Here is a 16332-nt window from a genome sequence, read left to right on the forward strand (position 1 = left end):
CGTCTCGAACGGTAGAAAGATATCCGACGCAAACAATCGGAAAAGCCGCGTTATAGTAGCGCGTTCACGCCAAGGAGCTTTGCATGCGCCAGAAACCAACCGTACTTGCCCGCGAAATCGTCGCCACCAGTCGTCTGTTCTGCGTGGAAGAGCTGAAACTGCGCTTTTCCAACGGCGTGGAGCGCACCTACGAGCGGCTGGTGGGCAAGGGCGCCGGTTACGGCGCGGTGATGATTGTGGCCATGCTCGATGCCGAGCACGCAGTGCTGGTCGAGGAATACTGCGGCGGTACCGACGAGTACGAATTGTCCCTGCCCAAAGGCTTGATCGAGCCGGGCGAGGATGTGCTGGCGGCGGCCGAGCGTGAGCTCAAGGAAGAGGCGGGCTTTGGTGCCCGGCAATTGGAACACCTGACCGAGTTGTCGTTGTCCCCGGGCTACATGAGCCAGAAAATCCAGGTGGTGCTTGCCAGCGATCTGTATGAGGAGCGACTGGAAGGCGACGAGCCGGAGCCGATGCGGGTGGACAAGGTCAACCTGCGGGATCTCTCTTCATTGGCGCAAAATCCGCAGTTTTCCGAAGGTCGTGCCTTGGCGGCGTTGTACCTGGCCCGCGATCTGCTGACCCAGCGCGGTTTTTTCCAGTCATGAGTGAGATGTCTATGAGTTTTTCCCATCCGTTGATGGCGCTGGTGGTTGAACTGGCGCTGCGGGCCGGCGAGGCGATTCTGCCGTTCTGGCGCGCTGATGTGGCGGTGACCGCCAAGTCCGATGATTCGCCGGTAACCGCTGCGGATATCGCCGCGCACCATGTGATCGTCGCCGGCCTGACCGCCCTGGATCCGAGCATCCCGGTGTTGTCCGAAGAGGACGCCAACATCCCGCAAAGCGTGCGTGCCGGCTGGCAGCGCTGGTGGCTGGTGGATCCGCTGGATGGCACCAAGGAATTCATCAGCGGCAGCGAAGAGTTCACCGTCAACATTGCCCTGATCGAAAATGGCCGGGTGGTCTTTGGCGTGGTATCGATGCCGACCAATGGGCGTTTCTACGTTGGCGGTGCGGGGCTCGGTGCCTGGCGTGGCGACACGGGCGGCACGCCGGTGGCGATTCAGGTTCGTGACGTGCCGGGGCCTGGCGAAGCCTTCACTGTGGTTGCCAGCCGCCGTCATTCGAGCCCGGAACAGGAACGCTTGCTGGCCGGTTTGAGCGCAAGCCTTGGCGAGCTGCAATTGGCCAATATCGGCAGTTCGCTGAAGTTCTGTCTGGTGGCCGAAGGTGCGGCGGATTGTTATCCACGACTGGCGCCGACGTCCCAGTGGGACACGGCGGCGGCTCAGGGTGTGCTGGAAGGTGCCGGTGGCGAGGTGCTGGATTTGAACGGTGATGCGTTCTGTTATCCACCGCGGGAATCGTTGCGCAACGCGTTCTTTCTGGCGCTGCCGGCGAAAGCGGCGTGGCGTTCGAAGTTGCTGGAACTGGCCCGTTCGTAAGCGCGTTCCCGGACTCGGGAACGCTCAGCCTTCAGCGGTGCAGAACGTACTGCCCGCTGAAGGTCACCGCATCCTCATCGCTCCCCGCATTGACGACTCGCGTATGCAGCGTCAATCGTGCCCGTCCGTAGCGCTGATACATCGTCAGAAATTTCTTCCACACGGCCGCATTCGGCGCCGCGCAGATGGCGTTGGCATCGCCGGTCACCGGCAGCGGATAACTGATCTGTCCTTCCTGGATCACGATGTGTCCGTCGGTGATGCCTTCTTCCTTCAAGCGCAGATGCAGCCAGCCCCAACCGGCCAGCACCGCGCCGCAATACAGACTGCCGCCGAACATGGTGCTCTTGTGATTGACGTTGGCTTCCAGCGGCAAATGCAGACGCAGTTGCTGTTCCTGCCAGTCGAGCACTTTCAGGCCCATGTCCCGGGTCAACGGGATGTCGTGATGGAGGACGGATTCCAGATAGCGGCTGTCGCGATTCATTCGGATTCGTCTCCATGGCTGCTGCTATCGGCGAAGTTCAGTCCGTGCTTGCGCAGTTTGTCGTGCAGGGTCTTGCGCGGAATGCCCAGGGCTTCGGCAAGGCTGCGCACCGAGCTGTGCGAACGGGCCAGTTCGGCGGCGATCAATGACTTCTCGAAATTCTCCACCTGTTCACTGAGGCCACCGCTGGTGACCTCGATGGCGGTGCTGCTGCCGTCAGGCTGAGTGTTGTCCAGCGCCAGCTCCAGGCCAAGGGCGAAACGCTCTGCCGCGTTCTGCAATTCCCGCACATTTCCCGGCCATGAGTGACGCAGCAGCAATGCCCGTTGCGCCGGTTGCAGTTCATGCGGTGGCAAACCGTGGCGGGCGCTGGCTTCGTCGGCATAGTGCTGGAACAGCACCAGCGCGTCTTCGCCCCGTTCGCGTAATGGCGGGATACGTAGCGGCGCTACATTGAGGCGGTAATACAAGTCGGCCCGGAACCGCCCTTGATCGGCGGCCTGACGCAGGTCTTCCTTGGTGGCCGCGATGACACGGATATCCAGCGGGATCAACTGATTGCCGCCCAGCCGTTCGACGACTCGCTCCTGCAGCATGCGCAGCAGTTTGACCTGTACGTCCATGCTCATGCTCTCGATTTCATCGAGGAACAACGTGCCGCCATTGGCGAATTCGAACTTGCCGATCCGACGCTTTTGCGCACCGGTGAACGCGCCGGGCTCATGGCCGAACAGCTCGCTTTCGACCACCGACTCGGCCAGTGCCCCGGCGTTGATCGCCACGAACGGGCCGTTGCGCCGGCTCGACAGGTCGTGCAGCGCGCGGGCGACGACTTCTTTACCTGCACCGGTTTCGCCGAGGATCAAGACGTCGGCCTTGGTCGCGGCGAGTGCGCCGATCTGCTCGCGCAGGCGCGCCATCGGGGCCGACTGGCCGACCAGTCGCGCGCTCAGCTCGTTGCGGTCGCTCAGGGCCATGCGCAGGCTGCGGTTGTCCAGCACCAGACGCCGCAGGGCCAATGCGCGGCGCACACTGTCGAGCAGGGCGTCACTGGCGAACGGTTTTTCGAGGAAGTCGTAGGCGCCGGCGCGCATGGCCTGCACGGCCAGCGGCACGTCGCCGTGGCCGGTGATCAGCAGCACGGGCAGCTCAGGGTCCTGAGCGTGCAGTTCGCTCAATAACTCAAGACCGTCCATGCCGGGCATGCGGATGTCGCTGACCACCACGCCCGGCCAGTCGCGCTCCAGTTGGGCGGCCAGGCCCTTGGCTTCGGACAGCGGAAGGATTTTCAGGCCGGCCAGATCCAGCGTCTGGCCCAGGGCCTGACGCAGGTGCGGATCGTCGTCGATCAGCACCACCTGAATGCGGTTGTCGATGGTCATGCACTTCGATCCTCGGACGGTTGCAGGCTGACCCCGGGCGCGCCGGCGCGCAGCCTCAGGGTGATCAAGGCGCCACCTTGCTTGTGGTTGGCGAACGACAGTTCGCCGCCGAAGGCGCGCATCAGGGTTTCGCAGATGGCCAACCCCAGACCAAGGCCCTGAGTGCGGGTCTTGGTGGTGTAAAACGGTTCGCTGGCGCGGCCCAGCGCTTCCATGCAGAAACCCGGGCCGTTGTCGCGAATGTACAGATTGACGCCCTCGCCCGTGGATTCGGCACTCAGCCACAATTTACGCGGCGGGCCTTTCTCAGTCAGGGCATCCAGGGCGTTGGCCAGCAGATTGCCGAGGACCTGACGCAGACGGGTTTCCCCGGCTTCGACCCACAAGGTTGCGGCGGGCAGGTCGCGGATCAGTTCGACATCCATGCTGCGGCGACGTTTGGCCAGCAGCGCCAGCGCATCGTCCAGCGCCGGTTGCAGGGCCACGCTTTCCGGGGCGTGGCGGTCGCGGCGAGCGAAAGCGCGCAGGTGAGCGATGATCGACGCCATGCGCCCGGTCAGCTCGCTGATCAACTTGAGGTTGCCGCGAGCATCGTCGGTGCGTTGATGGTCGAGCAGCACTTCGGCGTTTTCCGCGTAACTGCGGATCGCCGCCAGCGGCTGGTTGAGTTCATGGCTGATGCTCGCCGACATCGTCCCGAGCGCTGACAGTTTGCCGGCCTGCACCAGATCGTCCTGGGCCCGCACCAGTTCCTGCTGGGCCTGTTCGCGCTCCAGCACTTCCTGCTTCAGACGTCGGTTGAGTCCTTCCAGATCGCTGGTGCGCTCGGCGACCCGGCCTTCGAGTTCCCGCCGCGCCTTGGCTTCGAAAGCGATCCGTTCCAGGTAATGGCGGCGGCGCTGCATCATCAGACCGAGCAACAGCATGACCACCAGCAACGTGGCGCCGCCGACGGCCACCACGGTGCGCACCGGACGGTCGATCAGGGTGCGCGGCGCAAGAATGCTGACGCTCCAGCCGGTTTCTTCGATGTCCCGGGTCTGGGTCAGCCAGGCGGTCGGGCTGAGGTTCAATGGACGCGGCTCGCGAGTCGGGTACGGCTGGATCGCGGTGATTGCCGAGCGTTCGTCGTTACTCAATGGACGGGTGGAGCGGAAGCGCCATTCCGGGCGCGAGGTGAGAATGACCACGCCGTTGTGATCGGTCACCAGCAGTTGTTCCGGGGTTTTGCCCCACAGGCTTTCGGTGTGGTCGAGGTCGACCTTGATCACCAGCACACCGATGATTTTCTCGCCATTGCGCACGGCGGCTGCGAAGAAATAGCCGCGTTTGGCGGAGGTGGTGCCAAGGCCGAAGAAGCGGCCCAGGCGTCCGGCCATGGCTTCGCTGAAGTAGGGCCGGAACGAGAAATTGCGCCCGACGAAACTGTCGTGCTTGTCCCAGTTCGACGCCGCCAGCGTTCGGCCAGTGGTGTCCATCAGGTACATGACTTCGGCGCCGGTCTGGGAAGCGATGTTCTTCAGCAGGCGGTTGGCATTGCCCTGGGTGACACCGTCGTCCGGCGCGCCGACGACCGCGCGCAGGGCCGGCAGGTCGCCGAGGATCTGTGGCAGCACTTCGTAACGATGCAGAGTGCCCAGCAGGTTGGCGACGTAGAGGTCGAGGGTCTGGCGGTTCTGGCCAGCCAGTTCACTGCGGTAATAACGCTCGGCGAGATGCTCCAGCGGCCACAGCAGCGGGGCCAGGCACAGGGCCAGCAGGGCGAGGCTGCGCCAGCGGGGGCGGCGGGGAAGGGTCGGAGTCATGAGCATCGAGCGCCTGTGGATACAGGCGCATTATGCCTAGGCTTGCAGGCGCAGTCTGCGCACCCGTTGTCGGGTGCGCAGCAGCGCTGAAGTTTCACACAGGCATTCAGGAAAAGACGTCGGCGTCCTTGAGGAGTGCACCCGCCTGATCCTTGGCCGACAGTTTCGGTTCTTCGTCCAACTGCCAGTCGATGCCCAGGTCCGGGTCGTTCCAGCGAATGCTGCGCTCCGCGGACGGGGTGTAGTAGTTGGTGGTCTTGTAGAGGAACTCGGCGAATTCGCTCAACACCACGAAACCATGGGCGAAGCCTTCCGGTACCCAGAGCTGGCGATGGTTTTCGGCCGACAGCCGTACAGCGACCCATTTGCCGAAGTTCGGCGAGCTGCGGCGGATATCTACCGCCACGTCGAGCACTTCACCAACGGTGACACGGACCAGTTTGCCCTGAGTGTTTTCCAGTTGGTAATGCAGGCCGCGCAGCACGCCTTTCTGCGAGCGCGAATGGTTGTCCTGGACGAATTGCGTATCCAGACCGGTCGCTTCCTGAAAAGCCTTGGCATTAAAGCTTTCGTAAAAGAAACCACGCTCGTCACCAAACACCTTGGGTTCGATGATCAGAACGCCGGGCAGATCGGTAGCGATTACATTCATGAGTTTTTTCCAGTGAGAGGTGTGAATGGTCGACATTCTTGCGCAAAGTGCCGGTGGGCGCGAGTGGTCTGAAACATTTCGCCCGAACTTGCGATCCCGTCCGACGGAGCAGGGGTTGCGAATCGTCCAAAGCAATGGCGATATAGGCGCCTAATAAAATTTCAGGGGTCGTTCCATGTCGTTCGCCACGTTGATTCATCGCGCCAGTCTGCCAGGCCCACAGGTCACTGCGGAGCAGGCGTTGCAGGTTCTGGCGCAGCATTACGGGCTGAACGGCACGTTGCAGGCACTGGGTAGCCAGCAGGACCTCAACTATCGCGTGGACAGCGAGCGCGGGCGATTCGTGCTGAAAATCTGCCGGGGCGACTATTCGCTGGTGGAGTTGCAGGCCCAGCATGCTGGCCTGAAATATTTGGCCGAACACTGCGATGTCCATGTTCCCCGGGTCATCCCGGCCAATGACGGCCAGGACCTGCTGTCACTGGAGATCGACGGTGAGGCGGTGCATGTGCGGTTGCTCGATTACATCGAAGGCCAGCCGCTGACGGCGCTCGATCATCTTGGCCACGAAGTCGTCGCCGGATTCGGCCGGCTCTGCGGTGAAATGGACCTGGCCCTGGCCGGGTTCGACCACCCGGGGCTCGAACGTACCTTGCAGTGGGACGCGCGCCACGCCAGCGCGTTGATCGAGCATCTGCTGCCGGTGATCGAGGATCAGCGCCAGCGCGCACTGATCGCCGAGGCCGCCGAACAGGCCGGGCGCCGTCTGCAACCGTTGCTGGAAAAACTGCCGGTGCAGGCGATCCACATGGACATCACCGACGACAACGTGGTCTGGCAGCGTGATGCCCGGCGGCACTGGCAGCTGCAGGGCGTCATCGATTTCGGTGATCTGGTTCGTACCTGGCGTATCACCGATCTGTCGGTCACCTGTGCGGCGTTGCTGCATCACGCCGGGGGCGATCCGTTCGTGATCCTGCCGGCAGTGCAGGCCTACCACGCGGTCAATCCGCTGCAACACGAAGAATTGCAGGCGCTGTGGCCGCTGATTGTGGCGCGCGCGGCGGTGCTGGTGCTCAGCGGCGAGCAACAGGTCAGCATTGATCCGGGCAATACCTACAGCCGCGACAACCTTACTCATGAGTGGGAAATCTTCCGGGTCGCCACTTCGGTGCCTTTGGCGCTGATGGAGGCGGCGATTCTCTCGGCGGTCGGACGGACGTTGCCGGCCATCGACAGTGAAGGCTTCGCGCCGTTGTTGCCCGGTTTGGTCGGGCGCGAGTTCGCGCTGATTGATCTGGGTGTGTTGAGCGCGCACTTCGAGGCGGGCAATTGGGAGCAATCGGGTATTGATCAACGTCTGTTGAACGAGGCCGCCGCCATCCACGGTCTGGCCGCCAGTCGATATGGGCAATACCGTTTGTCCCGCACCCGGCCTGACAGCGCCGAGGAGCCAGAAACATTCCCGCTGCACGTTGAGTTGCGTGTACCTCGGGGTACGACGGTGGAAGCGCCGTTTGCGGGCGTTCTGCATCTGTCGGCTGACGGCGCGCTGCGACTCGACGGCCCGCAACTGAGCGTGCGCCTTTGGGGCGTGACGCCGTCGCTGCACAGCGGCGCGGCGCTGGTCAAAGGTCAGGTGCTGGGTTCGGTGGACGGTCCGTTGATTGTGCAACTGATTCGCGATGCGCACCTTGAGGCGCCGCTGTTCTGCACGCCGACCCGCGCGCTGGCGTGGCAGACGCTGTCGCCATCGCCAGCGGCGCTGTTGGGCCTGGCCTGCGACGCTGAGCCGGAACTGGATGCGCAAACCCTGCTGGCGCGCCGTGATGCCAGTTTCGCCCGCACCCAGAAACATTATTACGTCGACCCGCCGCGCATCGAACGCGGCTGGCGCAATCACCTGATCGACATGCAGGGCCGCTCCTACCTCGACATGCTCAACAACGTCGCGGTGCTCGGGCACGGTCATCCGCGCATGGCGGCAGTCGCGAGCCGGCAGTGGTCGTTGCTCAACACCAATTCGCGCTTCAACTATGCGGCGGTCGCGGAGTTTTCCGAACGTTTGCTGAAACTGGCGCCGGAAGGCATGGACCGGGTGTTCCTGGTCAACAGCGGCAGCGAGGCCAATGATCTGGCAATCCGTCTGGCGTGGGCCTACAGCGGCGGGCGCGACATGATCAGCGTGCTGGAGGCCTATCACGGCTGGACGGTCGGCGCGGATGCAGTGTCGACCTCGATTGCCGACAACCCGCAGGCCCTGAGCAGCCGTCCGGACTGGGTGCACCCGGTGACTGCGCCGAATATCTATCGCGGCGAATTCCGTGGGCTTGATTCGGCGCCGGACTACGTGCGCAGCGTCGAACACAACCTGGCCAAAATCGACGAGCAGAAACGCCAACTGGCGGGGTTCATCTGCGAGCCGGTCTACGGCAATGCGGGTGGGATCTCGTTGCCGCCGGGCTATCTGAAAAAAGTCTATGAATTGGTGCGCGCCCGGGGCGGCGTGTGCATCGCCGACGAGGTGCAGGTCGGTTACGGGCGCATGGGCCACTTCTTCTGGGGCTTCGAAGAGCAAGGCGTGGTGCCGGACATCATCACCATGGCCAAAGGCATGGGCAACGGCCAGCCTTTGGGCGCCGTGATCACCCGTCGGGAAATCGCCGAAGCGCTGGAAGCCGAGGGCTACTTCTTCTCGTCCGCCGGCGGCAGTCCGGTGAGTTGCCAGATCGGCATGGCCGTGCTCGATGTGATGGAAGAAGAAAAACTCTGGGAAAACGCCCAGGTGGTCGGCGGGCACTTCAAGCAGCGGCTGGAGGCATTGATCGATAAACATCCGCTGGTCGGTGCGGTGCATGGCTCGGGGTTCTATCTGGGGGTCGAACTGATCCGCAATCGGCAGACCCTGGAGCCGGCATCCGAAGAAACCACGCTGCTGTGCGATCGCCTGCGAGCGCTGGGGATCTTCATGCAGCCGACCGGCGACGACCTGAATATCCTCAAGATCAAACCGCCGATGGTCACCTCGCGCCAGAGCGTGGATTTCTTTGTCGATATGCTGTCGAAGGTGCTGGAAGAAGGCCTCTGAGCCTGTGATAGATCGATTAATGCCGATTTCTATCGGTATTAATCGGTAAAAACAAAACTCATTATTTGTTTTTAGCTTTTAAAGTCGATATTTATCGTTTATAAAGTCGCCATCGTCCGTCGTCCAAACCTGTTCGGCGCGTTGAACACCCTCGACCGTTCCCTGGAGTCCTGATCGACATGACCACCTTGAAAAGTACCCCACGCGCCGATGGCTTCCACATGCCGGCCGAATGGGCGCCGCAAACCCAGACCTGGATGATCTGGCCCGAGCGTCCGGACAACTGGCGTCTGGGCGGCAAGCCCGCGCAGGCCGCTCACGCTGCGGTGGCCAAGGCCATTGCGCGTTTCGAACCGGTGACCGTGGCGGTATCCTCCGGCCAGTACGAAAACGCTCGCGCTCGCCTCGATGTACCGAATATCCGCGTGGTCGAGATGTCCAGCGATGACGCCTGGGTACGCGACAGCGGCCCGACCTTCGTGATCAACAACAGCGGCGAAGTGCGCGGTGTGAACTGGGACTTCAATGCCTGGGGCGGCTTTGACGGTGGCCTGTATTCGCCGTGGAACCGTGATTCCCAGGTCGGCGGCAAGATCCTCGAGATCGAACGCAGCCCACGCTACCGCACCGAAGGTTTCGTGCTTGAGGGCGGCTCGATTCACGTCGACGGCGAAGGCACCCTGATCACCACCGAAGAATGCCTGCTCAACCGCAATCGCAACCCGCACCTGGGCCGCGAAGAAATCGAAGCGGTGCTCAGCGAAAACCTGTCCGTGGACAAGATCATCTGGCTGCCGGATGGCCTGTTCAACGACGAAACCGACGGCCATGTGGATAACTTCTGCTGCTACGTGCGTCCGGGCGAAGTGCTGCTGGCATGGACCGACGATCCGCAGGATCCGAACTACCCGCGCTGCCAGGCTGCGATGAAAGTGCTGGAAAGCAGCACCGACGCCAAGGGCCGCCCGTTCACGGTGCACAAGATGCCGATTCCGGGGCCGTTGTTTGCCACCGAAGAAGAATGCGCGGGCGTGGACCCGGTGGACGGCACTCAGGAACGTAACCCGAGCGTGCGTCTGGCCGGTTCCTACGTGAACTTCCTGATCGTCAACGGCGGCATCATCGCGCCGAGTTTCGACGATCCGATGGACGCCCCGGCCCGCGAAATCCTGCAGAACCTGTTCCCGCAACACGAAGTGGTGATGGTGCCAGGTCGCGAACTGTTACTGGGGGGCGGCAATATTCACTGCCTTACCCAACAGCAACCCGCTCCGCACAAAGAGTGAGTGCGGATGTAACAGCTTGAGTTGATTGAAAAATCGACCGGGCAGTCATTTGTTGCCCACGCTTGAAGAGAAACCCGCAGCCCGTCAGGACTGCGGGTTTCTTTATATCCGCCTGTCGGCATTTTCAACACATTGGCATAGCTCTTGTATCGCTCATGACGCACTAGGGAGGGGGGAGAACTTCAACAGTTCTGTCATAAACCTTGGATAACTTAGCCGCTCACGAACGGGGAGAGAGCGCTGAAATGAACGCCGAAGTGAACGTAATCAGCGAGCGGACGTTGCATCCCATGGCTGTAAATAGTGAGTCGCTCCAGATTGTCGCGCACTGGTTGAAGTCCAATGGAACGCGTCAGATCAGGGAACCTGATCCGCGCCGGATGATGATCGAGCGTTACCCCGCTGGCCTGTTCAGCGAGGCCGAACTGGATGCGTTGTGGGATGTGATGGAAGGATAAGCAGAACAACAAGGATTGGTAAAAGCGCTGCCGGGATGGCAGCGCTTTTTTTATGGGCGCGAATCAGAAGCTGTAAGTGCCGGTCATGACCAGGCTGCGTGGTGCGCCTGGCTGGATCTGGAAGGCGCTGGTGGCCGACGAGTAATACTCGCGGTCGGTGATGTTGTTCAGCGCTGCGCGCAAGTCCCAGTCCTTGTGGCGGTAGCCGACCAGGGCGTCCCAGCGACCGTAGCCCGGCAACACGGTGGTGTTGGCGTTGTCGGCGTAACGCTGGCCGACCAGGGTCAGGCCGGTTTCGCCGTACCAGCCCATCTCCGGTTTCCAGGTCAGGAACAGGCTGCCGTTGTGCTTGGCGACGTTGTTGACGCGTTTGCCTTCCAGGCCGTTGTTGTCCTTCTCGATGGTCGCGTCCTGCACACCAACGCCGCCGCGCACGTACCAGTTGCCGACGATTTTGCCGGTGCCGGTCAGTTCGATCCCGCGCGAGCGCTGAAGGCCGCTGAGCACCGTCAGGGTCGGGTCGTTAGGATCGGTGGTGCGGCGGTTGTAGAGTTCCAGTTCGTAGATGGCCAGGGTGGTGCTCAGGCGATCGTCGAGCCAGTCGCTCTTGACCCCGATTTCCTTCTGCTTGGTCAGCTCCGGGCTCAGGTCGTTGGTGTTGCCGGCCGCACCCGGGGTGATACCGATCAGACCGCCGCCAACCGGCGAAAACGTCTTGGTCCACGAAGCGTAGAACGAGTGGTTCTGCAGCGGCGTCCAGACCACGCCGAAACGCGGGCTGGTGCTGTGGCTGTCGCGGTCCTCGGAGATGTTGCGCAGTTTGTTGGTCGACTCGATATCGAAAGTGTCGTAGCGCAGACCGGCCAGCAGTTGCCATTCATCGTTCAGGCGCAGTTGATCCTGAACATAGATCGCGCGGCTTTCGACTTCGGTGTGGCTGCTGCTCGACACTTGCATGCGCCCGGTGTGGCGCTGACTGCGATCCGGGTTGTACAGATCCAGCGACGGCACCGGTTGGGTGCCACGGCCGGTGGCCGCGTTGTACAGCGTCGGGTCGCGGCGCTGGCTGCCGGTTTCGATTCCGGTCAGCAGGCGATGCTCGAGACCGAAGGTTTCGAATCCGCCTTCCAGCTCGACGTTGTTGAACACGTTGCGGGTGGTCAGATCCTGTTGCCAGTGCTGGCGGGTGACCTTGTTGGTCTTCGCATCGAAGCCGGTGAGGTAGGTGTTGTCGAAATCGCTGTCGAGTTTGAACACACCGAGCGTGTGGCGCAGTTGCCAGTTGTCGTTGATTTCATAGCTCAGCTTCGAACGCAGGGACTGTGCCTTGTCGTCGATGAAGTCGTGATCATTGCCGTAGGTGGTGTCCCGGCCGACATCTGCCGGACGTCCACCGACTCCTGGGATGCCGCGATCCGGCGTACGGTTGTAGCGGCTGTATTCGTATTGCACCAGCCAGTTCAGGTCAGGCGTAAGCTGCCAGCTCATCGACGGCGCAAACAATTTGCGGTTGCCACTGACACCGTCGCGGAAGCTGTTCTCGTCCATGTTGCCCATGTTCAGGCGCAGGCTGATGTTCTCGCTCGGGTCGGCGCTGAGGTCGGCGTACAGGCTGCGCAGATCCTCGCTGCCGCCCTGGGCCTCAATGGTCGAGCGGCGGCCGAACTCGGGCGCCTTGCTCACACGGTTGACGATCCCGCCCTGGCTGCCGCGGCCGTACAGCACAGCAGCGGGGCCCTTGAGCACTTCGACGCGTTCGATGTTGTGCAGATCGCGCTTGTACTGGCTGTCGTCGCGGATGCCGTCCAGATAGAAATCGTTGCTGGCGTCGAAACCTCGGATGCGCAGGCTGTCGAAGCGCGTGTCGCCTCCGCCGCTGACGTTGGGAATCCCGCTCAGGGCGTCTTCGATGTCATTGATGCCGTAATCCGCGACGTTGGCGGTCTTGATCGAATCGATCGCCTGCGGCACGTAGCGCACGGGGGTGGACGTGCGGGTTGCGGTGTTGCTGACCTTTACGCGCGGGTCGTCGGCCTGCGCCTCGGCGCTGATCGAAGTGGCGGGAAGCTCAGTCGCGGAGTAAGCGAAACCAGAGGACAAAAAGGCAGAAAGCCCAAGCGTGACGGGCGTGAGACGGAACGGGGCAGGCATTGAAAAGCGCATCCGGAAGGGTGGAAGAATTCGAGTGCGCGAATGGTAATGCTTTGCATTTACTTCCGTTAATTATTCCTGAAAGGTTCCGTTGTTTGATTGTTTCATTTTGTTTCAAGTTTTTTTCCAGTCCGTTACAAGATTGACAGCGCCTCTATTCGACCGATTGCCGAAACAGACTGAAAGCCATTCCGGCGTTTTTCCGCAACGACCAGGGGATTAAGGTGGCGACATCATTTTTCCCACCTTCTTGCCGGAGCTTTCCGATGACGCTTCATTACATCTACGACCCTCTGTGCGGCTGGTGCTATGGCGCCAAACCGCTGGTACAAGCCGCACAACAAGTGCTGCCGGTGATCGCCCATGCGGGCGGCATGATGACCGGTGCCAACCGCCAGAGTGTTTCACCGCAACTGCGCAATTACGTGATGCCTCACGACCGACGCATCGCCGAATACACCGGACAGCCGTTCGGCGAAGCCTATTTCGAAGGTCTGTTGCGCGATCACACGGCAGTTTTTGATTCCGCGCCACCGATTGCTGCTGTCATGGCAGCAGAAAGCATCGATGAGCGTGGCCTGGAACTGCTTGGCCGTTTGCAAACCGCACACTATGTAGAAGGCCGGCGAATTGCCGATGAAGCCGTGCTCGTGGAGTGCGCGGTAGAGATGGGCTACGAGGCGGATACGTTCCTCAAAACCCTCAAAGCGACTGACACCGATCAACACATAAAGAACAGCCGCGCATTGTTGGCGAAACTCGGTGGCCAAGGCTTTCCGACCTTTGCGCTGGAACAGGACGGGCAGTTCACCCTGATCGATATCGGCCCGTGGCTCGGCAAACCGCAGGCCTTTGCACAGTGGTTGAGCGAGTCGATTCCGTCGGCACCATCGGCGCAAACCTTGCCGGTTTGCGGCCTCGACGGTTGTGCGTGAGACGGCATCAAAATCCCTGATTACAGGCGTTTCCCTGCACGCAGCCATCGAAAAATTTACTTTTTTTAGACGATTTTTGCCTATTTAAAGACGATTCTTGAAATTGACACATTGTTCAGGGCGCGGCTACGATTCGGCCCAACGCCTGTGGCCAACCGCCATGACTCAAAAATAATAAGAAGGCCCGCCACGACTTTGTCGTGGGCGGGCCTTTTTGTTTCGGGGTGAAAAAAGAGTGCATTAGCGCCGTTTCAGCCGTTCGACACAGCGCGTTTCAACCCGTAATAAGGAAAACAAAATGTTGAACAAGCGGATCAGTCTGATCGCATTGGGGATGTTGAGCGCCACTCAGGCCATGGCTAACGACCAGGCAGAGTCCAAGGGTTTTGTTGAAGACAGCAGCCTCAAAGTGCTGCTGCGCAATGCCTATATCAATCGTGACTATAAAGACGGCAACAAGGACAAATCCGAGTGGGGCCAGGCGGCCATCGGTACGTTCTCGTCCGGTTTCACCCAGGGCACCGTCGGTGTCGGTGTGGACGCATTCGGTCTGTACGCCCTGAACCTGGAGCGCAGCGAAGATCGCAGCGGCGCCCAAGGTATCGACTTCTTCAAGAAGGGCGACAGCGGCCACCCGGCCAATGACCTGTCCAAGGGCGGCGCAGCGGTGAAATTCCGCCTGTCCAACACCACCCTGACTTACGGTGACCAGATGCCGGCCCTGCCGGTGCTGAACTACGACAACTCGCGTCTGCTGCCGGAAAGCTACACCGGTACCTTGATCACTTCCAAAGAGATCAAAGGTCTGCAACTGGATGCCGGTCGTTTCACTGCCGAATCGCGCAAAAGCGCTGAAGGCCGTGACAGCGGTGGTCTGAAGTCGATCAACGTGTTGGGCGGTAGCTACCAGTTCACCGAACAGTTCAAGGCTGCGCTGTACGCTTCCGACGTCGAAGACGTACTGAAGAAGCAATACGTCAACGCCAACTACGTGTACCCGATGGGCAAGGATCAGTCCCTGACCCTGGACTTCAACGGTTACCGCACCAAGCTGGACAACTCCTATGTCCGCGAAAACGGTGTAACCGGCGACGACAACAAGATCTGGAGCCTGGCAGCGACCTTCGCTACCGGTCCGCACTCGTTCACCGTGGCGCACCAGCGTTCCACCGGCGACAGCAACCTGGGTTACGCCTATGGCGGCTACCAGAAAGGTCAGGGTCGCGTGGGTGACGGTGGCAACACCATCTACCTGGCCAACTCCTACTGGTCGGACTTCAACGCTGAAGACGAGCGCAGCTGGCAGTTGGGCTACGGCCTGGACTTCGGCGCATTCGGCGTACCGGGTCTGAGCTACAACTTCGCGTACGTGCGTGGCGATAACATCACCACGTCCACCAGCGAAGGCGGCACCGAGCGCGAAATCTTCAACCAGTTCAAGTACGTCGTGCAAAGTGGCCCGGCCAAAGACCTGAGCGTGAAACTGCGCAGCTCGATCCTGCGTGTTTCGCAGAAATCCAGCGAATACAACGTCAGCGGCAACGAGCTGCGTGTGTTCGTGGATTACCCGATCAACATCTTCTGATGATCGGTTAAGGCTGCGAAACGCCATAAAAAACCCCGACTGGTTCGGGGTTTTTTTTTGACGTTTTTTGAAAAAAAAGCATAAAAACCCGTGTTTTTGTCATTTGAAACGCACTTTGAAGGCGTTTCAAATCGCGTTTCAAACAGGGCTTTAAATGCCTGAAATTCTTTCTCATGGACGCAAATTCTCCACCTAATAGATTAGGCCGCTCAATGCAGCGGAGAATTTGGTAATGATCGTTTTAACCAGAGAAGTGGGCGAATCGCTACGGCGTGACAAGTACGCCAATGTGCAGGGTGCTGACTTCAATCTCTACGGTCATTTCGCCGACTTCGTCAGACTGACCAAAAGTTGGGAAAACATGGAGCCTGACAGTTACTACGGTCAGGCCGAAGCCGGCATGCGTTACCGTCGTTACAGCGACTTTGAGTACAACCCCAAGACACGCGAACTGAAGCAACTGGAACACCGCGCGTACGTGCAGTCCAAGGAAAACAATGCTTACGTGGGCGGCGTTGTACGGCACTTCCAGGACTTCTCTGATGAAGTCATCAGTTCGCCGGTGATGCGCAGCCTGATCGACACCGATTTCGAAGTGTACAAAAGCGTGTTGCCGGAAGAGCTGCACGATGAAATCTGGCAATGCCAGATCCATCAGATCCGCATCGAGATCAAACCCGGCAAACAACTGGAAATCACGCCGGAAGGCATTCATTGCGACGGTTACCCGTTCAGCGGTGTGCACTTCTGGGGCCGCAACAATGTCGAGGGCGCCGAAAGCCGTCTGTACGACATTCACGAGCAGCAACTGGCGTCGACCACTTACCTGGAAATCCTCGACACCACTTACTTCCTCGACCGCGACATGCGCCACTACGTGACACCGGCACGCAATACCCACTCCCATGCCATGGCGTACCGGCAGATTCTGGCGATTTCCTTCTCGCGGCCCGGGACCGCTTTCGACATTGTTCGCTAATCAGATCACTCAAATAGATGGCGTCGAATGCTCGA

General features: G+C 60.7%; 13 protein-coding genes. 8 read left to right on the forward strand and 5 right to left on the reverse strand.

Features of this window, described 5'->3' with window-relative positions:
• The first annotated feature begins 83 nt into the window (after positions 1-83).
• Together nudE and cysQ are read left to right on the forward strand one after the other, a co-directional pair.
• On the forward strand, positions 84-650 hold the full coding sequence (nudE, locus tag AC07VV_RS16585; protein ID WP_065257777.1) for an ADP compounds hydrolase NudE: 567 nt from the start codon (positions 84-86) through the stop codon (positions 648-650).
• Positions 651-661: 11 nt separating this feature from the next.
• On the forward strand, positions 662-1489 hold the full coding sequence (cysQ, locus tag AC07VV_RS16590; protein WP_495036844.1) for a 3'(2'),5'-bisphosphate nucleotidase CysQ: 828 nt from the start codon (positions 662-664) through the stop codon (positions 1487-1489).
• A 31-nt stretch (positions 1490-1520) separates the two neighbouring features.
• Here cysQ and AC07VV_RS16595 read toward each other — a convergent pair whose 3' ends face one another.
• From AC07VV_RS16595 to rfbC, 4 genes are all read right to left on the reverse strand, one after another.
• A complete protein-coding gene (locus AC07VV_RS16595) occupies positions 1521-1976 on the reverse strand; it encodes a YiiD C-terminal domain-containing protein (RefSeq protein ID WP_102620612.1) in 456 nt (151 codons plus the stop codon).
• Positions 1973-3358 carry a sigma-54-dependent transcriptional regulator gene (locus AC07VV_RS16600; RefSeq protein ID WP_102620613.1) on the reverse strand — a complete coding sequence of 462 codons (1386 nt, stop codon included), beginning with the start codon at positions 3356-3358 and terminating at the stop codon, positions 1973-1975. The genes AC07VV_RS16595 and AC07VV_RS16600 overlap by 4 nt, the downstream gene beginning before the upstream one ends.
• Complete coding sequence (locus tag AC07VV_RS16605) at positions 3355-5163, reverse strand: sensor histidine kinase (RefSeq protein ID WP_096821985.1); 1809 nt, start codon at positions 5161-5163, stop codon at positions 3355-3357. The genes AC07VV_RS16600 and AC07VV_RS16605 overlap by 4 nt, the downstream gene beginning before the upstream one ends.
• Positions 5164-5269: 106 nt before the next feature.
• A complete protein-coding gene (gene rfbC, locus AC07VV_RS16610; RefSeq protein WP_096821926.1) occupies positions 5270-5815 on the reverse strand; it encodes a dTDP-4-dehydrorhamnose 3,5-epimerase in 546 nt (181 codons plus the stop codon).
• A 175-nt stretch (positions 5816-5990) separates the two neighbouring features.
• On the opposite strand from rfbC, the gene AC07VV_RS16615 reads away from it, so the two are divergent.
• The 3 genes from AC07VV_RS16615 to AC07VV_RS16625 all read left to right on the forward strand — a co-directional run bounded on the left by AC07VV_RS16615 (position 5991) and on the right by AC07VV_RS16625 (position 10647).
• The gene (locus AC07VV_RS16615; protein WP_495036845.1) at positions 5991-8903 is read left to right on the forward strand and encodes an aminotransferase; all 2913 of its coding nucleotides are present in this window, start codon (positions 5991-5993) and stop codon (positions 8901-8903) included.
• 179 nt (positions 8904-9082) lie between these two features.
• Positions 9083-10189, forward strand: coding sequence for an agmatine deiminase (gene aguA / locus AC07VV_RS16620; protein ID WP_495036846.1), 1107 nt, complete (start codon positions 9083-9085; stop codon positions 10187-10189).
• A gap of 245 nt (positions 10190-10434) precedes the next feature.
• On the forward strand, positions 10435-10647 hold the full coding sequence (locus AC07VV_RS16625) for a hypothetical protein (RefSeq protein ID WP_065257771.1): 213 nt from the start codon (positions 10435-10437) through the stop codon (positions 10645-10647).
• Between the two features lie 63 nt (positions 10648-10710).
• Here AC07VV_RS16625 and AC07VV_RS16630 read toward each other — a convergent pair whose 3' ends face one another.
• Positions 10711-12798: a TonB-dependent receptor gene (locus AC07VV_RS16630; protein WP_495036847.1), complete on the reverse strand. Its 2088-nt coding sequence runs from the start codon at positions 12796-12798 to the stop codon at positions 10711-10713.
• A gap of 266 nt (positions 12799-13064) precedes the next feature.
• On the opposite strand from AC07VV_RS16630, the gene AC07VV_RS16635 reads away from it, so the two are divergent.
• The 3 genes from AC07VV_RS16635 (at position 13065) to AC07VV_RS16645 (ending at position 16297) form a co-directional block, all read left to right on the forward strand.
• On the forward strand, positions 13065-13733 hold the full coding sequence (locus tag AC07VV_RS16635; RefSeq protein WP_495036848.1) for a DsbA family protein: 669 nt from the start codon (positions 13065-13067) through the stop codon (positions 13731-13733).
• A gap of 298 nt (positions 13734-14031) precedes the next feature.
• Positions 14032-15318 (forward strand): OprD family porin, encoded by a 1287-nt coding sequence (locus AC07VV_RS16640; protein ID WP_495036849.1) that lies wholly within the window; start codon positions 14032-14034, stop codon positions 15316-15318.
• 232 nt (positions 15319-15550) lie between these two features.
• Positions 15551-16297, forward strand: coding sequence for a 2OG-Fe dioxygenase family protein (locus tag AC07VV_RS16645; RefSeq protein ID WP_096821932.1), 747 nt, complete (start codon positions 15551-15553; stop codon positions 16295-16297).
• Positions 16298-16332: the final 35 nt, after the last annotated feature.

The sequence above is a fragment of the Pseudomonas sp. GW821-FHT02C04 genome (assembly GCF_059421845.1).

What these genes read in the sequence shown, in the direction of transcription:
- nudE (WP_065257777.1), top strand. Translation starts at nt 84, where the DNA reads ATGCGCCAGAAACCAACCGTACTTGCCCGCGAAATCGTCGCCACCAGT.
- cysQ (WP_495036844.1), top strand. Translation starts at nt 662, where the DNA reads ATGAGTTTTTCCCATCCGTTGATGGCGCTGGTGGTTGAACTGGCGCTG.
- AC07VV_RS16595 (WP_102620612.1), bottom strand. Translation starts at nt 1,976, where the DNA reads ATGAATCGCGACAGCCGCTATCTGGAATCCGTCCTCCATCACGACATC.
- AC07VV_RS16600 (WP_102620613.1), bottom strand. Translation starts at nt 3,358, where the DNA reads ATGACCATCGACAACCGCATTCAGGTGGTGCTGATCGACGACGATCCG.
- AC07VV_RS16605 (WP_096821985.1), bottom strand. Translation starts at nt 5,163, where the DNA reads ATGACTCCGACCCTTCCCCGCCGCCCCCGCTGGCGCAGCCTCGCCCTG.
- rfbC (WP_096821926.1), bottom strand. Translation starts at nt 5,815, where the DNA reads ATGAATGTAATCGCTACCGATCTGCCCGGCGTTCTGATCATCGAACCC.
- AC07VV_RS16615 (WP_495036845.1), top strand. Translation starts at nt 5,991, where the DNA reads ATGTCGTTCGCCACGTTGATTCATCGCGCCAGTCTGCCAGGCCCACAG.
- aguA (WP_495036846.1), top strand. Translation starts at nt 9,083, where the DNA reads ATGACCACCTTGAAAAGTACCCCACGCGCCGATGGCTTCCACATGCCG.
- AC07VV_RS16625 (WP_065257771.1), top strand. Translation starts at nt 10,435, where the DNA reads ATGAACGCCGAAGTGAACGTAATCAGCGAGCGGACGTTGCATCCCATG.
- AC07VV_RS16630 (WP_495036847.1), bottom strand. Translation starts at nt 12,798, where the DNA reads ATGCCTGCCCCGTTCCGTCTCACGCCCGTCACGCTTGGGCTTTCTGCC.
- AC07VV_RS16635 (WP_495036848.1), top strand. Translation starts at nt 13,065, where the DNA reads ATGACGCTTCATTACATCTACGACCCTCTGTGCGGCTGGTGCTATGGC.
- AC07VV_RS16640 (WP_495036849.1), top strand. Translation starts at nt 14,032, where the DNA reads ATGTTGAACAAGCGGATCAGTCTGATCGCATTGGGGATGTTGAGCGCC.
- AC07VV_RS16645 (WP_096821932.1), top strand. Translation starts at nt 15,551, where the DNA reads ATGATCGTTTTAACCAGAGAAGTGGGCGAATCGCTACGGCGTGACAAG.